The organism is Sulfurovum sp. MH2-6, from assembly GCF_058374785.1.
In genome coordinates this window covers 1,231,544-1,248,199 of the sequence record NZ_CM178170.1, presented here as the reverse complement: position 1 = coordinate 1,248,199, position 16,656 = coordinate 1,231,544, and the positions used below count along the sequence as shown (strand labels likewise).

The following is a 16,656-nucleotide window of genomic DNA, read 5'->3' as shown; positions in this document are numbered from 1 at the left end:
AGTAGTATCTACATACATTACTGCATTTTTCGCCTATCACCTAGAAGAAGGCCAAAAAGGAAGAATATGATACTAAGAAATATAAAAGCGGTCATGAGTGACATCGGTGGGGTACTCTATGTTGGAAATGAAGCAATAGAGGGAACACCTGAAGCACTTGACAGACTCCGAAAACACTACCCGCTGAAGCTCATCAGCAACACTACACGAAACACTCCTGCAACGATCGCTGCGCACCTTAGAAAACTTGGATTCACTATAGATGAAGAGGAGATGTATACCGCACTTGCCGCGACAAGAGACTATCTCAGAGACAAAGAGTATAAAGCCTATACACTCCTTACCGATGAAGCCAGTGACTATTTTGCCGACCTAAGAGGTGACGAACCCGACTGTGTGGTGGTTGCCGATGCCCATACAAACTTCCATTTTGAAAGTATGAACCAGGCATTCCGTCATCTTGAAGAGGGGGCCGAACTTATCGGTGCCGCAAAAAGCCGCTACTTTAAAGACAGTGACGGGAAGCTTACGATCGGTACAGGGAGTTGGATCGCTGCACTGGAATTTGCCAGTGGCAAAGAGGCAACCATCATCGGCAAGCCAAGCGCCTCATTTTTTCATCTGGTGGCAGAATCCCTGGGAATGGAACCGAATGAAATACTGATGGTCGGTGATGATATCCTCTCAGACATCGGTGGTGCACAGAAGGCCGGTTTTAGAACCGCACTGGTCAAAACAGGTAAATTTAAAGAGAGTGACCTAAAGCGTGAGATCAAACCCGATATCGTCGTTGAGAGCTTCACTGAACTTGTATCGCAACTCCTGGACTAACCCATGAAAAAGTATCTTCTCTTTGATAATGACGGTGTACTCGTAGAGACAGAGCAGTGGTACTTCAGGGCCAATTACGAGATACTCAAGGCGATGGGCATCACGCTGGAAGAAGAACGCTACAAAGAGATCATGGTCCATGGACAAAGTGCCCTCTTGTTAGCCGAGGAACAGGGATACGGCAAAGAGCGGGTAGAGCATGAACGCGCAAAACGCAATGCACTTTACCAACATTACCTGCGTACCGAAGATATCACGATACCCGGTGTGCATGAGGTGCTTGCCGCTTTACGTGAAAAGTACCGAATGGGGATTATCACCTCTGCACGGCGTGAAGACTTTGAACTTATCCATGAGGGACGCGGTATTGTCGACCCTATGGAGTTTGTACTTTGCAGCGGAGAGTATGCGCGAAGCAAGCCTCATCCGGACCCCTATCTTCAAGGGCTCTCCCTTTTTGGAGGGGAAAAACATGAAGCGCTTATCGTCGAAGACTCCGAGCGGGGACTGCGTTCAGCGGTCAATGCGGGTATAGAGTGTGCGATTGTTGAGAATCACTTCACTGCCGACCATGATTTCAGCACTGCTACGCACCGCATTCAAGATCTGGAGGAGCTTATCCCACTACTGGAGCACTACTCCCTCTAAAGGCGTTACTCCTTTACCGGAGGTGTTTCACTCACCACTTCGAATGCATCGATAGGTTCTTCAAACGCAATGAAAAGAACACAGGGTTCATCCCCTTTCTCGCAGTAGGCTCTATGCGGATGTTTGGATGGCCCGTAAGCATACATCCCTTTTGTGAGCAGTTCACTCTCCTGGTTATCGTACGTTACTGTCATCTTGCCTGATACCAGTACCATACGTTCTGCAGAGGTATGCCAGTGATGCGGGATCGCATAATCAGCAGGTACTTTGAAGAAAACATCCAGATTCTCTTTGGCCGGATCACCATGCAATACAGCGATCTTGCACCCATCACCGAGAAATGCCGGACAGGGTCCCCATTGTAAAGACTCGGTCTCATAAGTAAAGGCAAGTGCCTTCTCTTCAGCAAACCCTTGGCTTACAAAAAACAGGGTAGAAACCAATAGACGCAATAACGTTTTTCTTAACATGATATCACTCCTTTTCGTTTGTGATCTCTCATATTTATATCTATACTCATTATCTGTGCAGATAGTGTGCAAAGGGTAATACCCTTTACGTTATAATGATCCAATGAAAAAAGAACACTATATCGGACTCATGTCGGGAACTTCGATGGATGGGATTGACGTTGTACTCTGCCAGATCGACAAATATGCATGTCAACTGATCCATGCCACAGAGTATCCTTTCCCCGCAGAGCTAAAAGAAAAACTCCTGCAAACGATCAAGGGTAAGAAAACGTTGGCCCAGATAGGAAGACTGCATATAGAACTGGCGGAACACTTTGCCGATGCAGTCAATGCGCTGCTTGAAACTTACGCAATCGATCCTAAAACCGTAACGGCCGTCGGCTCACACGGTCAGACACTGTGGCATGAACCAAACGGCGCGTATCCTTTCAGTATGCAGCTGGGTGATCCCAGTACACTGGCGGTGCGTACACGTATACCGGTCGTGGCTGATTTCAGAGCCAAAGATATCGCTTTAGGCGGGCAGGGAGCACCTTTGGCACCGGCATTTCACCAGTTCTTGTTCCAGGAGGTGCATGAGAGTATCGCAGTGGTCAATATCGGAGGTATGGCCAATATCACGATACCGGGCAGAGAGCTGACAGGATATGATACGGGACCGGGAAATGTACTGATGGACCACTGGTGCCAGACCCATACGGGAGAAATGTATGACAAAGACGGTGCATGGGCAAGAGAAGGGAAAGTCAATTTCACACTGCTGGAGGATATGCTCAATGATCGCTACTTTCATCAACCCCATCCAAAAAGCACAGGCAGAGAAAAATTCAATGAAGGGTGGATCAACCATTTTATAGGAGAAGTGCCACCCAAAAGTGAAGATGTGCAGCGTACGCTTCTTGAACTGACCGCGATCACGATCTGCAATGAGCTTCTCAAGTTTCAAAGGGATATCGCCGTACTCAGCGGAGGCGGAGCAAAGAACAGCTTCCTTGTAGAACGCATCAAAGCCGTCATGCCAAATATCACGGTGATCATTGCAGAGAATGCGGACGAAATTGAAGCGATGATGATGGCATGGCTTGCCTACAAACGGATCCATAATGAGCATGTCAATCTCAAGGATGTTACCGGTGCACGAGAAAACGGTATCCTTGGAGGCGTCTACAGATAATTCCCCTCTCTACGCTTGACAGAGTGGTCAAAACGTGGCATACTGCCCCAAAAACCATAGACTCCTCTCTGTTAGGAATGAGATACAAAGGGATAAATCACAATGGAAAAGATAGAAGCATGGCTGGAAGATATCTACTGCGAAGGAAAACTTGAACCTGCATCGAGTGATGCAAGCTTCCGTAAATACTACCGTCTCAATGACGGCATACAAAGCAGTATTATCATGGATGCCTCCCTTCAAAAAGAGTCCATCGAACCCTTTGTAGATATCGCATTTCGTCTAAGGGATGCAAAGGTCACTGTACCGAAAATCCTTGTACAAAACAGAGAAGAGGGCTTTTTGATGCTCGAAGATATGGGAAGCAGGCACCTTCTTGAAACGATCGATGAGCGTAACTTCGTACACTTTTACGACAAGGCGATCGATACCATCGTCAAGATGCAGGGTGCCGTGACCGAAGCGCTGCCGGCATATGATGAGGGATTCCTGCGTGCAGAGATGGATCTGATGCAGGAGTGGTATCTGGAGAAATACCTGGGTAAATCCTTGAGCGAAGAGGAGCAGCAAACGCTTGATGAGATATTAAATAATATCACGCAAGAGGTCCTGGCGCAGCCGCAGGGCTACTTTGTACACAGAGACTTCCACTCACGCAACATCATGCTGAACCCGCATGATGAGATCGTCGTCATAGACTTTCAGGATGCCAGAGTAGGGGCTGTCACCTATGACCTCGTCTCACTGCTGCGTGACTGCTATGTCTCCTTTGATCCTCAAAAGATCGAAGCATTGGCACTGAGTTTCCGCGACAAACGGGGACTGGATGTCGATAATGCAACCTTTATCCGGTGGTTCGATTTCATGGGACTGCAGCGCCATATCAAGGTACTGGGTATCTTCAGCCGCCTCTATCTCCGTGACGGGAAAGAGGGATATCTCAAAGATATACCGTTGACACTTAAATATGTGCTTGATGTAGCGGGTAAATATGAAGAGACAAAAGGGCTTGTAGATATCTTGACATAAATTAAATAAATGTCACGGCTAATCTAACCCTAAAATCAATGTATTCTAAAACTAAATTCCCGTAGGTCGGGATACCCTTATCCCGACACAATATTGCCTAAATACTTCAGTTTGTGTCGGGATAAGGGTATCCCGACCTACAGGTGTTTATAAAAAGATGAATATTTCCAATCCTTTATATTATCAACATGACCATGTTTCACTGGATTGTTTTTCATATAATTAATCTTTTCCAACCAATCTTTTTCACCTCTAATGGTTTGTTCATAAAAACGTTCCTGCCATATACCGGCATGACCTCTTTTGTGTTGTGATGGTGTAGTCGCAAGCTTCGATTGATTTCTTAAGTTTGATCCAATTCCATACACAAAACTTCTCTTAATATGAGCTATGATTTTAGAGTATTCTTGTGCATTTTTAGGTGTAATAATCATGTGAATATGATCAGGTAGTATGACGATAGCATCAATGTGGTAATCATAATGTTGTTTACTTCTTTCAAAGGAGTCTCGTAGTAGATTGATGTTTTCTATCAGTATAGGTTTACGCTTATATGTAACCATTGTTATAAAATAACTGAATCCATCTTGATATATTCGTCTATATTGCATAACATTATTTTATGATGAAAAAATATTGTATATTAAAAATATTTCAAAATGTAATATTTTAAGAAAATTGTATTTTTGAGTCGGGGTGAGGGCACCCCGACCTACAGAAAAAGATAATTGCAATTTTACGAGCTGAGAAACTTCTCTTTAAAAAGCCCTTTGATCGTATCGTTCAACCCATTGGAATTGAACATGATCAATTCTCGGTAATACCGCTGAAGCGTCTCTATAGAGAGAACAAACTTGCCGCCCACAAGTACCATCCCTGTAGTGATGATATCCTGGACGAGTCTGAAGAGTTCGATACGGAGCCGGTCCATGATCTCGCCGTTCTGTGTCTCCATAAACGCATCTTTGATCGCTTCGAGTTTCATAGCGGCATCTTTTTTGACCGTTTCATCTTTGAGCTGTTCGATCGCACCCAGCCCCAGGCTGTAGATCGCGATATGTACTGTCTTGGAGATAGATTTTGCTGCACTGTAGCTGCCCAGCGGAAAGGAGGCTACGATATGATCAGCAGGGACCAAAAAGTTATCCAGTGCGATATCTACTGTAGCCATAGATTCACCGACAAAGCTCTCTGCAGGATCTCCGATCTTAAATCCTTCAGCTTCCGTAAACGGAACGACCGCCACATACTCTGCACCTGCACAGTGGAACCCAACCAAAAGCGTATCGAAGATCCCGTAACCGCTCGCCCAGGTCAGCGTACCTGTGAGCCTGAACCCATCTTCATTTTCTTGGGCACTGACTACGGTCACAGGTGCCCTGAGATGATTGATCGCGATACCGCACCTTTTGTTGAAGTACTCCTGCTTAAGAGAGAAGTCATTGGCATTCATAATGTTGTTAGCTGCCAATATCTGTATACCCAGGAAAACCAGTGAACCTGAATATCTTGTGAGTGCACTGAAAAGTTTAAAGCGCGCATCACCCTGTTCAAAGTCAGGTAGATCCACAACCCTGAAGATATCATGCTTGTAGGCGATCTCAAATGCCTCTTTGAGCCTGCTGCTCTCAGCATCAACTCTGTGAAGCGGCAGTCTTCGAAGCTCATCCATCGTAAGTGTCAGTCGGTTTTCATACGCTAAAAGTGTCATCGTAGGATTATAACATCTATAGTTTGAGTCTAAAATGTTACAATACCGGATCACTAAACTTAATTCACTAAAGTTTACTATCTCGCCAAGGGCAGTGCTTTTACGAGAAATCATTGAGTGATTTCCCTGTATCACGTTTTGACCTCAGAAGTGAGATAAAGGAGACATTAATATGAAAGCGATGATCCTTGCCGCGGGTCTGGGTACCCGTATGCGTCCTCTTACAGATAAAACCCCAAAACCGCTTCTTGAAGTAGGTGGTATCCCTCTTATCGTATGGCACATAGAACGTCTGGTGCATGAAGGGATCACTGATATCGTGATCAATATCGCACACCTGGGTTACCAGATCCCTGAAGCATTGGGGAATGGGAGCGAATGGGGTGCGAAGATCACCTATTCGGATGAACAGGATGAAGGTCCACTGGAGAGTGCAGGGGGGATCATCAAGGCTTTACCGCTGCTTGGAGATGAGCCTTTTCTGGTCGTTAACGGCGATATCTGGTGCGATTACGCGTTTGACCATATCATCAGCTTGGCCGAAAATACACTGGCGCATCTTATCCTCGTACCCAACCCCGCACACAATCCTGAAGGGGACTTTGCACTGGAGGGGATGAAGGTGGTCGATGCAAAACAGTATACTTTTTCAGGGATAGGGTACTACTCTCCCAAACTTTTTGAAGGACTTCCTTACGGCAAAGCAGCACTTGCCCCTTTACTGAGAAAAACGATGAAAGAGGGGAAAGTCACAGGTGAGCTCTATGAGGGAGAGTGGCTGGATATCGGTACTCCGGAACGCCTGGAACTTCTGAACGCCGAGCTTTTCAGCAGAAGCTGATCCAAGTGTGCCTCTGAAAAATTATCCCAACAGTTTCCCTGCCAAATAACCGCTGGAAAATGACCACTGCAGGTTATACCCGCCGCACGGCCCGTCCAGGTTCATCACTTCACCGCAGAAGTAGAGCCCTTCGAGTCTGCGGCTCTGCATGGTGTAGGGGTCGATCTCCTTGAGACTGACGCCGCCACGCGTGATCATCGCCATCTTAAAACCGTCATGCCCCGTTACCGTAAGCGGTGTCCAGGCCAAAAGTTTGAAAAGCGTGTCTCTTGCAGCACCCTTTTGCTTGGAAAGCGCAAGGTCGGGATCGATCTCCGCCATTTTGCATAGTTCGAGACTGACAGACTCGGGAAGCAACGTCTTCACCAGATCAAGTGTATTTTGATGCGGATTCTTCTCCAGCGCTTTTTTGAAGTGGGCGCGTATCTCCTCTTCGTTCATCCCTTTTGTGAGATTCATCAGAAGCGGTACCTCCTCAAACTTTTGCAGAAGCGGAGTGATCTCACGGGAGAAGTCCAGTACTACAGGACCCCGTATCCCGTTTTTGGTAAAGATAAGATCACCTGTGGCTTTGAGCTTTTTATACTTTTTCAATGCTACATGCATCGTCACCTTGGCGATGGTATCCGCCCTGCATTCAGCAACCCAGTGCTCTTTTGTTTTGAGCGGCATCATCGCAGGATAAAGTTCTGTCACCTTATGTCCGGTAGACTCTGCCAACAGATAGCCATCCCCCTCCGCACCCAGCATCGGATATCCCATACCGCCTGTAGCGACGATCACATGTGGAGCGAGATAGTGTGTATCCCCTGTATGCACTCCGATGACCTTTAACCCGTCATGCTCGAGTGTTTCTACCTTTTGTGAACACCTGACTTCTACGCCAAGACGCTCCATTTCACTCTTCAAAGCATTGATGATCGTGCCGGAGCTGTGCGTCACAGGGAATACCCTGAAACCATCGGGGGCATGACTCTCTACGCCGATCTCTTTAAAAAATTCGATCAGGGCATGGTGATCAAACTGCTCAAGTGCGGGCATCATGAAACGTCCGTCACGGCCAAAACGGTTCATAAAAGTTTCGTTGTCCAAGGTATTGGTCAGGTTGCAGCGTCCTCCGCCTGTCGCTTTGAGCTTGGCACCGACCTGGGAGAGTTTTTCCAGAAGCAAGACCTTTTTCCCCTCACGTGCCGCAGTGATCGCAGCGATCATACCTGCTGCACCCGAACCGATAACGATAAGATCATAAGAAGAGGCCACGATAAAGATCCTTCAAAAAGTATTACGGGAATGATACCGAAAAGTTGTATACGGGACTCTTTATAGCTGCCTTTTAAGGATAAGAAACTATAATATTTTAAATATCATTATATAAAGGAGCATACTATGAAAAAATTTATTATGATCACGTCACTCTTGGTGTCCAGCGGCTTCGGTGCCGACCTCTCGCAGGTCTCAACGGATGAGCTTGCTCAAGAGATGCAAAAGCGTATGCAGTCTATGACTCCACAGGAACGACAGCAGTATAGAGGTGCTGGTATGATGGGTATGGGACAAATGGGTAAATGCGGAAACGGCATGGGAAAAATGAAGCCCAAACGCATGATGCAGATGTCCAAGTTTTCAGATTGTGACCTTAATAATGACGGTGTGATCCTCGAAAAAGAGTTTCAGGAAGCGCGTGCAAAACGTATGAACCAACGTGCCGAAGAGGGCAGAATGCTTCAAAACGCAGGCAAAGCACCGATGTTTGCGGATGTCGATACCAATAAAGACGGGAAAATCACCCAGGATGAGTTCCAGGCACATCAACAGCAAATGAGAATGAAAAACAAAGGCCCGCAAGGGAAAATGGGTAAATGCGGAAACGGTATGGGAAAAACGAAACCTAGACGTATGATGCAGATGTCTCAGTTTGCAGACAGTGACCTTAATAATGACGGTGTGATCCTCGAAAAAGAGTTTCAGGAAGCGCGTGAAAAACGTATGAATCAACGTGCCGAAGAGGGTAGAATGCTTCAAAATGCAGGAGATGCTCCCTCTTTCGGAGAGATCGATACCAATAAAGACGGGAAAATCACCCAGGATGAGTTTCAGGCACATCAGCAGCAAATGAGGATGAAAAACAAAGGTGCGAATGGAAAATGCGCCAATGGAAAGTGTGGTAGATAGAGAGTATAAAGTGAATCATACATTATAATTACTCTACTCAATAAGGCATAAATTTGAAATTTACCAACCAGACGATGCAAGAGATATTTGCAGAGTTGCACCAGGAGATCAGATCACTTCAACCGGGTGATGTGATCTCATTTGATGTACTTGACCCCGATGAAGGCGGTAGATACGCCGGAGAAAAGATCGTGATAGAAGAGAGAGAATACTTCTATCATGGATATAAAAGCTGGGCAGATCTTGCTCAACTGCTTCACTGCAAGATGCTGACACCTCACAGCAGCAGCTACCCCTTTATCACACTGCACTTTGAAAAACTGCAGAGAGACACCTTTCATACTACTGACAATGAGGACAAAAAAGAGAAGTACGGCACTGATTCTCTGTTTTTCAATATCAACAAAATGGAGGAGCCCGCATTCCTCTACTACTATCTTCAAGCGTTAAACAATGTGAAAGTGGCAGAGAAAAATCGGATTTTAAACCTCGGGATCAACCGGGGGGATGAGTTTCTAGCGATCAAAGCACACCTGGATGATGCCGTTTATAAAAAGATAAACCTGGTAGGTATCGACCACTCTCAAAGTGCCATCACCTATGCCAAATCATTGCTGCCTGAAGAAAATGTCGAACTTTATGCCGAAGATATCAACGCACTGGAGAGTTTAAATCTCGGGTCGTTTGATCTGATCATCTCCATTGGCACGTTGCAAAGTCCTTCGATTAACTTCAAGCCCTTTTTGATGGAGCTGGTACAAAACTTTCTGGAGAAAGAGCAGGGTGCTATGATCCTGGGTTTTCCAAACTGTAGATGGATCGGCGGAGAGATGCTCTATGGTGCAAAAGCACCAAACTATGCAATGAGTGAGCTCTCACTGCTCTTCAATGATGTCATTTTTGCCAAAAAATATCTGCAGCAGCATAAATTTCGGGTCACATTAACAGGAAAAGAGTATATCTTCCTTACAGCAACCAAAATTACCCCAAAAACAAACCGTTAAATTTTATTTTAAGAAACGGTACTTATAATTCAGATAAAATTAATTGATAAACCTAAGGATCATACAATGAAATTACCAACGTTATTACTCTCATCTCTGCTTGCTACTTCTATTTATGCAGCGGATCAAAATGCTTCTATCACACCAGCAGACATCAAAATGGAGGGTGTAAGTTACATCAAGAAACTTGGCGGCACGCTGAAGAGTGAACTTCAAGAACATATGACAGTAGACCCGACAGCTGTTGCTGCTTTTGGTTTTTGTACCGCAAAAGCGATGGAGATCACAGAAGAGGTGAACAAAGCGCTCCCGGATTATGCAAAAGTCAGAAGAACTGCACTCAAAACGCGTAATGAAAAGAATATAGCGGATGCAACGGATATCGCTGTGATGGAAAGCTACATCACAGCGATAGAAGCGAAAACATTTACCCCACAGGATATCAAAGTCGTAGAAGAGGGCAATACGACAAGAGTCTATAAACCGCTGGTAACAAATGGGGTTTGTCTGAAATGTCATGGTCAGAATGTCAGTAAAGAGATTCAAGAGATGATCACTGTCAGCTATCCGAAAGATCAGGCAATGGGCTTTAAGGCAGGTGATTTAAGAGGTGTGATCGTCGCGGAGATCAAGAAAACTGCAGAAAAATAAGGGATACCCCTTATTTTTATATTTTAAAATATTATTTTATCGCGGTCATTAAAAAAACCGTAAAATCTCCATGCGGCTTACTGATCGTACTGGCCGTAGAGAAAGCCACTTCACTAAATCCGGCCTCAGATGCATACTCTGCCAATTTATGTCTGTCAAATCCGTAATGAAACACTCCGGTATTATCACTATGGAAACTTCCGTCTTCAGTATCAAGATCTGCCAAAGCGATAAATCCACCATCATTGAGCATTCCATAAAGCTTTTTTAGAAGAGCAGGGGTATCCTCTATATGGTGGATCGTCATCGATGAGATCACCCCATCATAGGATTCCGGTTCATCATATTCGGAAATATCAATATGTTTCACCTCTGTTTTACAGGCAAACTCATCACATTTGCTCTCAAACTCCTTCAACATGGAAGGAGAACTGTCCACGGCAACGATCTTATCTACAAAAGGGGCGATAAAATAGCTCAGAAGACCGGTTCCGGCACCCATATCCATCACATTCATGGATTTGTCCAGTTTAATATTTTTTACTATAAGATCGCCGATCGCCTTTGCATTCTTGACTCGCTTGCTATTCATATCCCAACTCTTTGATTTATGTGCAAAAAGATCATTATTTTCCATCTATATTCCTTAATATTAATTAGTATCTACCTAAAATAGTGTCTCTTGTTTCTCGATTTTAATATTCTCCCAGAAGAGATCAACATGTTTTTCGAACATTGAAACTACCGAAGAGGTCGATTTTTTATCTAATTTTAGCAAAGAAACCTGCATTTGGTAGAAAAAGAGGGGTGAAAAGAACTCATTGGCCAATAATAGAGGATCACCGGACTTGATCATCTCCTCCTGCATCATAGCAAAGAAGAGTCCTGAGAGCTTTTTGACGTTTTCCTGGTAAAAATGTTCGTTATAGATCTCTCTGATACGCTCATTACGGTATATCTCCTGCATCAAAAGCTTGAAAAGGGCCTCATTTTGCCCGTCAAAGCCAATAAGCTTAAAAGTAGTGGCAATACTCATTAAAAGCGATTTTCCCTGTTTATGAAGCTCCTGAGCCTCTTTATCGGCAAATATCTGCACAATAGCGGAAGAGGTTAACTCAGAAACCAGTGTTTCCAGTATCTCATCTTTGTTTTTAAAGTGATTATAGAGGGCGCTTTGCTTTACTCCCATAGCTCCGGCTATATCTCTTACCGTAGTTGCTTTGTACCCCTTGGAAGAGAAGAGTTTAAGTGATGTTTTCAGTATTTTACTCTTGGTTTTACTACCCCTAGATAGGGCTGTATTCACGTTCTGTTCGGACATTCTGGCTCCTTTGGACAGCATTATAGTGAACAACTGTTCATTTGTCAAGGGTATCACCTTTTCTGTATATGAACAACTGTTCATATTTAAAAATACTCCAAGATTGTTTTATGAACAAACGTTCATATTCTTTTTTCCCTACAGTTTATTATCTGAACAACTGTTCATTAAATCCTTATCTATTCCCTATATTAGGGGCTTTGAAGGGGATTATTTTTTTACCTCTCCGAATAAAAGCACATTCTCCCACTCTTTTAATACAATTTTGCTACCTCATGAGACCGATCGATCTACTATCGTTCCAATTTTATTCATTAGCGTATCGATATGTTTAATATTTTTAAATATATTTAGACTGAAGGGATAGAATTTTTACTAAATAGACATAAAGATAAATTTTATCATTTGAGAATATCTATCTTTAAGTATCTCTTTCCTAGAATACATAAAACAAATTACAAAGGTGACAAATGAAAACTCTTCTACTATCCCTTCTCGGTTCTGTTGCTGCATTTGCAATCGAACCATTGATCAATACAACATGGCTTCAACAACACCTGGATGATAAAAATCTAACCATTGTAGAAGTCTCCAGTAAAAAAAGCTATGAATCGGGACATATCAAACATGCGCTGCATACCACGATCGACAGATGGAGAATGAACAACGGTACGTTTATCAGTGTCAGAACTCCGCAGGAGATCCAAAACGAGATCCAAAGTCTGGGGATAAACAGATCCTCTGATGTTGTTCTCTATGCAGATATCCAGACACCAAAAGATTTTCTCAAAGCCAGTTATATCTTCTGGGCACTGCATTATCATGGGATTGAAAATGTAGCACTACTGGATGGTGGTAAACAGGCATGGATAAAAGAGGGTGCAGTACTTGATAGATATACTGCCCAAACAGAAAGCAGTAACTATACGGTAAAAACAGATCCGGCACGCATTGCCGATAGAGTCTATGTGGAAAACCATATCGGAAAACTTCCTATGCTGGATGCCAGACCGAGTGACAAATACCTGGGGATCACACCGACAGCTACTGTAGCCAGGGATGGACATATCAAAGGAGCGATGAGCTACTCATGGAACTACTCGGTAGACAATGATTACAAATTAAAAAATATTAAAAAGTTAGAGAAGCTTTTTACACAAGGGTATCAGCTTGATAAGGAGAATGAAGTCATTGTCTATTGTACCGGTGGACTTGAGACCTCATTCAACTATTTCGTTTTAAGCGGCGTACTTGGATACAAACATGTCAGGCTCTATGATGCTTCCATGAAAGAGTGGGGAAACCTTGAAGATACGCCAATGATCCAGTACTCCTATGAGGTATTTCAAAAGTAGGCTCCTTTTTGGAGACTACAATATATATAGTAGTAACACTTATTTTTTTCTCAGCTTTCATTTTTCATAACTGCAAAATTTTTTGATCTATCTAAATCTAAAATCATCCTATCATTATATATGGAAAGAGTGTTTTTATTTTTTTAATATATTTTATATTATGTTAACCAATAGATATTATTGACCAAACCGGGCCGGTTATCTGTGTATCTCTACACAAATAACTTTTGATTTACTTCTGCCAGTTCTCTTAACTTCTTACGTGTATGCTCATCTATCGGTTTTTGTTTGATCTTTTCAACCATACCGATCAACTGATCATAACTGTTAAAGTCCAGTTTCCGTTTATGCAGTGCCGCTTGACTCAGATAGGTCATTACTTCCTCTTTTGTCACAATGCCGTGATGTTCAAGACTATATGCGATTGCCATCAGTAACATTCCATCTTTTTCATCTACCAGTGCCTTGGCCAATGACTCGGCAGCTTTTCCTTCCACGCCGCGACTCTGCAAAACATCTGCAATGCCTGCTATGATAAACGTATGGTTCACTTTGCTGTAGGTAATTTTGCGATGATCTGTATTTTCACCCATTACAGGATTGAGTGCCAACCCGGAAATGATCAGTGTGATTGTTAAAATGTTGTGTTTGTGCATCTTGGTCCCCTTTCTATGAAATCAACTATTATCTATATCATAGATAAATAAGGTTAACCAACAATTAAGATCCGTAAATTTATTTTTATTCAAACACCTGCCAGAATTCACTGAAACTTTTTTCAAACGCTTTCAGTCTCATCTGTAGTGCTTCCAGTATGATCCCGGATTTACATAAAAAGAAAAAGACTCTCGGCGAATACGGCTTATGCTTGATCGCGATCACATGTCTATACTCTGATTTCAGGGAACCAAGCAGACTCTCAATCTGCTCATCATGCGCAAAACAGCGGCTCAGGTGCTGATAGACGATACATATCTCAAGGTGAGGAAGTCTGTAGAAGTAACTTACTTCATCGGTAAAGATATATTTATGAGGATAGACCTTTTGTCTATAATGATCACTGAGAGTGAGATATTCGAAACACCGCTCTGCCCTATTACACTTGAGTGCCATACCATTATCGGGAGCGACCGCTACGATCTGTGATTTTGAAGCAAAGGTCAGTGCTTTATTGAGCCAGAGGTATCTATCCTCCAGGGCTTTGGGGACTTCATCATAGTAGAAGATCGCATTTTTCAGCAGTTTCATCTCTTCGAGTTCAGTCACTTCACGCTTGTCGCGCATCAGTATATCCATCAGTGAGTACTCCAGGTACTCATCACTCCCCATCATACGTTCAAAGTAGTCGATATGCCTGCCGTCATTGTTCTTCTCATCCTCTCCCTGATGCATGAACCAGATCTGAGCCAGGGCTTTTCCGTCAAGCGGGCTCTCTTGATGATTGAAGAGGTAACGAAAGAGTTGGAACTTTCCAAAGTCTCCTACATCCGCAACGTATCTATCCTGCACCTATACACCCTAGTCTGCAGTTGCTTCATGTATGGTAGATTTTGTATTTTTCCATGCTGATTTGCTGTCACTTTTGATACCTGACCATGTTTTTGAACAGCCGCTGAATACGCCAACGATAAAAAGTGCTAAAATAGTTAACATAAGTTTATTCATCATCGATCTCCTCATGATTTTTCGCAGTATTATAGCGTATCTGATCCTTCATCCCCTGATGTAGTAGGAGTCACAGCTCTCGGAGGTTTTACTTCGGCTCTGCTCAAGATCTCGATATAACATTCACTCCACCCTGCTTTGGCAGCACCATCCAGACCTGCAATGATGTCATTGAACGTAACAACCTCTGCACTCTGGGCATTCTCTCCGAACTTGCAGTCAAAATCCCAGAACATTTTCTCTGCATCAGGAAGTTTTTTTCTGCGTTCTCTTTTGACATATTTTCTTATCTCGTGTTTGATCGCTTCTACGATACGGTCCGGGTGTCGTTTCTCATCTTGCAGTTTAAATATTTTTTTCATGATCTGTTTCCTCTATTATTTTTATTACTCTTTCTGTTCCGGCTGTTGCCTCTTCGTCCCTCTTTACTCTCACTCTTCTCTTTTTTCTCCGAGCGGTTTGAACGGGACCCGCTTTTATGCTGATCCCTCTTTGGTTTTTGGGATCTGCCTTTTTGTATCGGTTCGGCTTTGATATTCGGATCAGGAGCGAAAGCTGGGATATCCACCTTTTTGATCTCTTTTTTGATCAGCTTTTCTATATTGGCCAAAAGATCCAGCTCATCGATACAAACCAGTGAGACTGCCTCCCCGACATTCCCTGCCCGTCCTGTTCTTCCGATACGGTGAACATAGTCCTCAGGTACATTCGGCAGTTCAAAATTGACGACATGAGGCAGTTGGTCTATATCAAGCCCGCGCGCTGCTATGTCTGTTGCCACAAGCACCCGTATCTCTTTTGCCTTGAAGCTTGCCAATGCTTTTGTTCTTGCTCCCTGACTTTTGTTACCGTGGATGGCAGCAGCTTTGATACCGGACTCTTCAAGCTGCTTGCTGAGTCTGTTCGCACCGTGTTTTGTACGGGTAAATACCAGTACCTGCTCCCACTTTTTCGTCTTGATCAGCTGAGTAAGCAGTTCTCTTTTTCGGTGTTTGTCCACATAGTGTACCACTTGAGATATCTGTTCCCCCGTACTGTTTTCACGTGCCACTTCTACAACTGCCGGCTCTTTAAGCAGTCCGGAAGCAAGCTTTTTAATCTCGGGAGAAAATGTAGCAGAGAAGAGAAGCGTCTGTCTCTCTGATGGCATCATCTTGATCAGGCGCTTGATATCATGGATAAACCCCATATCAAGCATGCGGTCTGCTTCATCAAGGATCAAACATTCCAGTTTAGAAAAGTCTATCCCTTTTTTTCCGGCAATATCCAGCAGTCTTCCCGGTGTGGCGATGACGATATCCACCCCTTTTCGTATCGTGGCAAGCTGTGGGTTGATCCCCACCCCGCCATAGATCACTGCCGATCGGTACGGCAGATGTTTTCCGTAGGTCTTGACGGATTCATGCACCTGTGCAGCAAGCTCACGCGTCGGGGTCAGCACCAAAGCACGTATTTGATATTTATTCATATTAGGTTTGCTTTGGCTCAGTCTTTCAAGCAAAGGCAGCGTAAAACCGGCGGTTTTCCCCGTACCGGTCTGTGCAGCAGCCAATACATCCCTCTTTTGGATGATAAGCGGAATAGCCTGGGCCTGTATCGGAGTAGGTTTCGTATATCCTGTCTCTTTGATGGCTTTAAGTAGAGATTGGGAGAGTCCCAAGGTAGAAAATGACATGCAGTGTCGCCTTTGTTGGGCATCGCCCATATAATGACGGGATTATAGCATAAGTTTTCAACTGCCTTGGCGTTGCTCTCCCGTGATCTTTAAAAGTAGCTATATA

General features: G+C 43.9%; 20 protein-coding genes. 9 read left to right on the top strand and 11 right to left on the bottom strand.

Features of this window, described 5'->3' with window-relative positions; translation table 11 throughout:
• Positions 1-66 precede the first annotated feature (66 nt).
• Both AC4JOV_RS06375 and AC4JOV_RS06370 read left to right on the top strand, forming a co-directional pair.
• Entirely contained in the window at positions 67-831 is a 765-nt protein-coding gene (locus AC4JOV_RS06375) for a TIGR01458 family HAD-type hydrolase (RefSeq protein WP_229935975.1), read from the top strand.
• Positions 832-834: 3 nt separating this feature from the next.
• Positions 835-1,479: an HAD family hydrolase gene (locus AC4JOV_RS06370; RefSeq protein WP_229935976.1), complete on the top strand. Its 645-nt coding sequence runs from the start codon at positions 835-837 to the stop codon at positions 1,477-1,479.
• Between the two features lie 5 nt (positions 1,480-1,484).
• Here the strand turns inward: AC4JOV_RS06370 and AC4JOV_RS06365 are convergent, their stop codons facing one another.
• Positions 1,485-1,949: a cupin domain-containing protein gene (locus AC4JOV_RS06365; protein ID WP_229935977.1), complete on the bottom strand. Its 465-nt coding sequence runs from the start codon at positions 1,947-1,949 to the stop codon at positions 1,485-1,487.
• A gap of 103 nt (positions 1,950-2,052) precedes the next feature.
• Between AC4JOV_RS06365 and AC4JOV_RS06360 the strand changes: the two genes are divergently transcribed.
• Both AC4JOV_RS06360 and AC4JOV_RS06355 read left to right on the top strand, forming a co-directional pair.
• On the top strand, positions 2,053-3,126 hold the full coding sequence (locus AC4JOV_RS06360) for an anhydro-N-acetylmuramic acid kinase (protein ID WP_229935978.1): 1,074 nt from the start codon (positions 2,053-2,055) through the stop codon (positions 3,124-3,126).
• A 102-nt stretch (positions 3,127-3,228) separates the two neighbouring features.
• Positions 3,229-4,155 (top strand): aminoglycoside phosphotransferase family protein, encoded by a 927-nt coding sequence (locus tag AC4JOV_RS06355; protein WP_229935979.1) that lies wholly within the window; start codon positions 3,229-3,231, stop codon positions 4,153-4,155.
• 137 nt (positions 4,156-4,292) lie between these two features.
• Here the strand turns inward: AC4JOV_RS06355 and AC4JOV_RS06350 are convergent, their stop codons facing one another.
• On the bottom strand, positions 4,293-4,766 hold the full coding sequence (locus AC4JOV_RS06350) for an REP-associated tyrosine transposase (protein ID WP_229935980.1): 474 nt from the start codon (positions 4,764-4,766) through the stop codon (positions 4,293-4,295).
• Between the two features lie 125 nt (positions 4,767-4,891).
• Complete coding sequence (locus tag AC4JOV_RS06345; protein WP_491522204.1) at positions 4,892-5,866, bottom strand: hypothetical protein; 975 nt, start codon at positions 5,864-5,866, stop codon at positions 4,892-4,894.
• 172 nt (positions 5,867-6,038) lie between these two features.
• Between AC4JOV_RS06345 and murU the strand changes: the two genes are divergently transcribed.
• A complete protein-coding gene (gene murU / locus AC4JOV_RS06340) occupies positions 6,039-6,707 on the top strand; it encodes an N-acetylmuramate alpha-1-phosphate uridylyltransferase MurU (RefSeq protein WP_229935982.1) in 669 nt (222 codons plus the stop codon).
• A 21-nt stretch (positions 6,708-6,728) separates the two neighbouring features.
• On the opposite strand, the gene AC4JOV_RS06335 is transcribed toward murU, so the two are convergent.
• The gene (locus AC4JOV_RS06335; protein WP_229935983.1) at positions 6,729-7,967 is read right to left on the bottom strand and encodes a BaiN/RdsA family NAD(P)/FAD-dependent oxidoreductase; all 1,239 of its coding nucleotides are present in this window, start codon (positions 7,965-7,967) and stop codon (positions 6,729-6,731) included.
• A gap of 126 nt (positions 7,968-8,093) precedes the next feature.
• Between AC4JOV_RS06335 and AC4JOV_RS06330 the strand changes: the two genes are divergently transcribed.
• From AC4JOV_RS06330 to AC4JOV_RS06320, 3 genes are all read left to right on the top strand, one after another.
• Positions 8,094-8,879: an EF-hand domain-containing protein gene (locus AC4JOV_RS06330; protein ID WP_229935984.1), complete on the top strand. Its 786-nt coding sequence runs from the start codon at positions 8,094-8,096 to the stop codon at positions 8,877-8,879.
• Positions 8,880-8,932: 53 nt separating this feature from the next.
• Positions 8,933-9,883 (top strand): methyltransferase domain-containing protein, encoded by a 951-nt coding sequence (locus AC4JOV_RS06325; RefSeq protein ID WP_229935985.1) that lies wholly within the window; start codon positions 8,933-8,935, stop codon positions 9,881-9,883.
• Positions 9,884-9,949: 66 nt separating this feature from the next.
• Positions 9,950-10,534 (top strand): Tll0287-like domain-containing protein, encoded by a 585-nt coding sequence (locus AC4JOV_RS06320; RefSeq protein WP_229935986.1) that lies wholly within the window; start codon positions 9,950-9,952, stop codon positions 10,532-10,534.
• Positions 10,535-10,565: 31 nt separating this feature from the next.
• Here the strand turns inward: AC4JOV_RS06320 and AC4JOV_RS06315 are convergent, their stop codons facing one another.
• Together AC4JOV_RS06315 and AC4JOV_RS06310 are read right to left on the bottom strand one after the other, a co-directional pair.
• Positions 10,566-11,171 carry a class I SAM-dependent DNA methyltransferase gene (locus AC4JOV_RS06315; protein ID WP_229935987.1) on the bottom strand — a complete coding sequence of 202 codons (606 nt, stop codon included), beginning with the start codon at positions 11,169-11,171 and terminating at the stop codon, positions 10,566-10,568.
• Between the two features lie 30 nt (positions 11,172-11,201).
• Positions 11,202-11,855, bottom strand: coding sequence for a TetR/AcrR family transcriptional regulator (locus AC4JOV_RS06310; RefSeq protein WP_229935988.1), 654 nt, complete (start codon positions 11,853-11,855; stop codon positions 11,202-11,204).
• Positions 11,856-12,325: 470 nt separating this feature from the next.
• Here AC4JOV_RS06310 and AC4JOV_RS06305 point away from each other — a divergent pair, with 470 nt between their 5' ends.
• On the top strand, positions 12,326-13,210 hold the full coding sequence (locus AC4JOV_RS06305) for a sulfurtransferase (RefSeq protein WP_229935989.1): 885 nt from the start codon (positions 12,326-12,328) through the stop codon (positions 13,208-13,210).
• Positions 13,211-13,422: 212 nt separating this feature from the next.
• On the opposite strand, the gene AC4JOV_RS06300 is transcribed toward AC4JOV_RS06305, so the two are convergent.
• The 5 genes from AC4JOV_RS06300 to AC4JOV_RS06280 all read right to left on the bottom strand — a co-directional run bounded on the left by AC4JOV_RS06300 (position 13,423) and on the right by AC4JOV_RS06280 (position 16,550).
• Positions 13,423-13,866 carry a hypothetical protein gene (locus AC4JOV_RS06300; RefSeq protein WP_229935990.1) on the bottom strand — a complete coding sequence of 148 codons (444 nt, stop codon included), beginning with the start codon at positions 13,864-13,866 and terminating at the stop codon, positions 13,423-13,425.
• 85 nt (positions 13,867-13,951) lie between these two features.
• Positions 13,952-14,719, bottom strand: coding sequence for a hypothetical protein (locus AC4JOV_RS06295; RefSeq protein WP_229935991.1), 768 nt, complete (start codon positions 14,717-14,719; stop codon positions 13,952-13,954).
• Between the two features lie 9 nt (positions 14,720-14,728).
• On the bottom strand, positions 14,729-14,863 hold the full coding sequence (locus tag AC4JOV_RS06290; protein WP_229935992.1) for an entericidin EcnAB: 135 nt from the start codon (positions 14,861-14,863) through the stop codon (positions 14,729-14,731).
• A 41-nt stretch (positions 14,864-14,904) separates the two neighbouring features.
• Positions 14,905-15,237, bottom strand: a complete 333-nt coding sequence (locus AC4JOV_RS06285) for a DUF6172 family protein (RefSeq protein ID WP_229935993.1) — start codon at positions 15,235-15,237, stop codon at positions 14,905-14,907.
• Positions 15,234-16,550 (bottom strand): DEAD/DEAH box helicase, encoded by a 1,317-nt coding sequence (locus AC4JOV_RS06280; protein WP_229935994.1) that lies wholly within the window; start codon positions 16,548-16,550, stop codon positions 15,234-15,236. Before AC4JOV_RS06280 ends, AC4JOV_RS06285 begins: the two co-directional genes overlap by 4 nt.
• Between the last annotated feature and the right edge of the window lie 106 nt (positions 16,551-16,656).

What these genes read in the sequence shown, in the direction of transcription:
- AC4JOV_RS06310 (WP_229935988.1), bottom strand. Translation starts at nt 11,855, where the DNA reads ATGTCCGAACAGAACGTGAATACAGCCCTATCTAGGGGTAGTAAAACC.
- AC4JOV_RS06375 (WP_229935975.1), top strand. Translation starts at nt 67, where the DNA reads ATGATACTAAGAAATATAAAAGCGGTCATGAGTGACATCGGTGGGGTA.
- AC4JOV_RS06350 (WP_229935980.1), bottom strand. Translation starts at nt 4,766, where the DNA reads ATGCAATATAGACGAATATATCAAGATGGATTCAGTTATTTTATAACA.
- AC4JOV_RS06330 (WP_229935984.1), top strand. Translation starts at nt 8,094, where the DNA reads ATGAAAAAATTTATTATGATCACGTCACTCTTGGTGTCCAGCGGCTTC.
- AC4JOV_RS06320 (WP_229935986.1), top strand. Translation starts at nt 9,950, where the DNA reads ATGAAATTACCAACGTTATTACTCTCATCTCTGCTTGCTACTTCTATT.
- AC4JOV_RS06305 (WP_229935989.1), top strand. Translation starts at nt 12,326, where the DNA reads ATGAAAACTCTTCTACTATCCCTTCTCGGTTCTGTTGCTGCATTTGCA.
- AC4JOV_RS06285 (WP_229935993.1), bottom strand. Translation starts at nt 15,237, where the DNA reads ATGAAAAAAATATTTAAACTGCAAGATGAGAAACGACACCCGGACCGT.
- AC4JOV_RS06370 (WP_229935976.1), top strand. Translation starts at nt 835, where the DNA reads ATGAAAAAGTATCTTCTCTTTGATAATGACGGTGTACTCGTAGAGACA.
- AC4JOV_RS06345 (WP_491522204.1), bottom strand. Translation starts at nt 5,866, where the DNA reads ATGACACTTTTAGCGTATGAAAACCGACTGACACTTACGATGGATGAG.
- AC4JOV_RS06315 (WP_229935987.1), bottom strand. Translation starts at nt 11,171, where the DNA reads ATGGAAAATAATGATCTTTTTGCACATAAATCAAAGAGTTGGGATATG.
- AC4JOV_RS06360 (WP_229935978.1), top strand. Translation starts at nt 2,053, where the DNA reads ATGAAAAAAGAACACTATATCGGACTCATGTCGGGAACTTCGATGGAT.
- AC4JOV_RS06290 (WP_229935992.1), bottom strand. Translation starts at nt 14,863, where the DNA reads ATGTTAACTATTTTAGCACTTTTTATCGTTGGCGTATTCAGCGGCTGT.
- AC4JOV_RS06355 (WP_229935979.1), top strand. Translation starts at nt 3,229, where the DNA reads ATGGAAAAGATAGAAGCATGGCTGGAAGATATCTACTGCGAAGGAAAA.
- AC4JOV_RS06280 (WP_229935994.1), bottom strand. Translation starts at nt 16,550, where the DNA reads ATGTCATTTTCTACCTTGGGACTCTCCCAATCTCTACTTAAAGCCATC.
- AC4JOV_RS06365 (WP_229935977.1), bottom strand. Translation starts at nt 1,949, where the DNA reads ATGTTAAGAAAAACGTTATTGCGTCTATTGGTTTCTACCCTGTTTTTT.
- AC4JOV_RS06300 (WP_229935990.1), bottom strand. Translation starts at nt 13,866, where the DNA reads ATGCACAAACACAACATTTTAACAATCACACTGATCATTTCCGGGTTG.
- murU (WP_229935982.1), top strand. Translation starts at nt 6,039, where the DNA reads ATGAAAGCGATGATCCTTGCCGCGGGTCTGGGTACCCGTATGCGTCCT.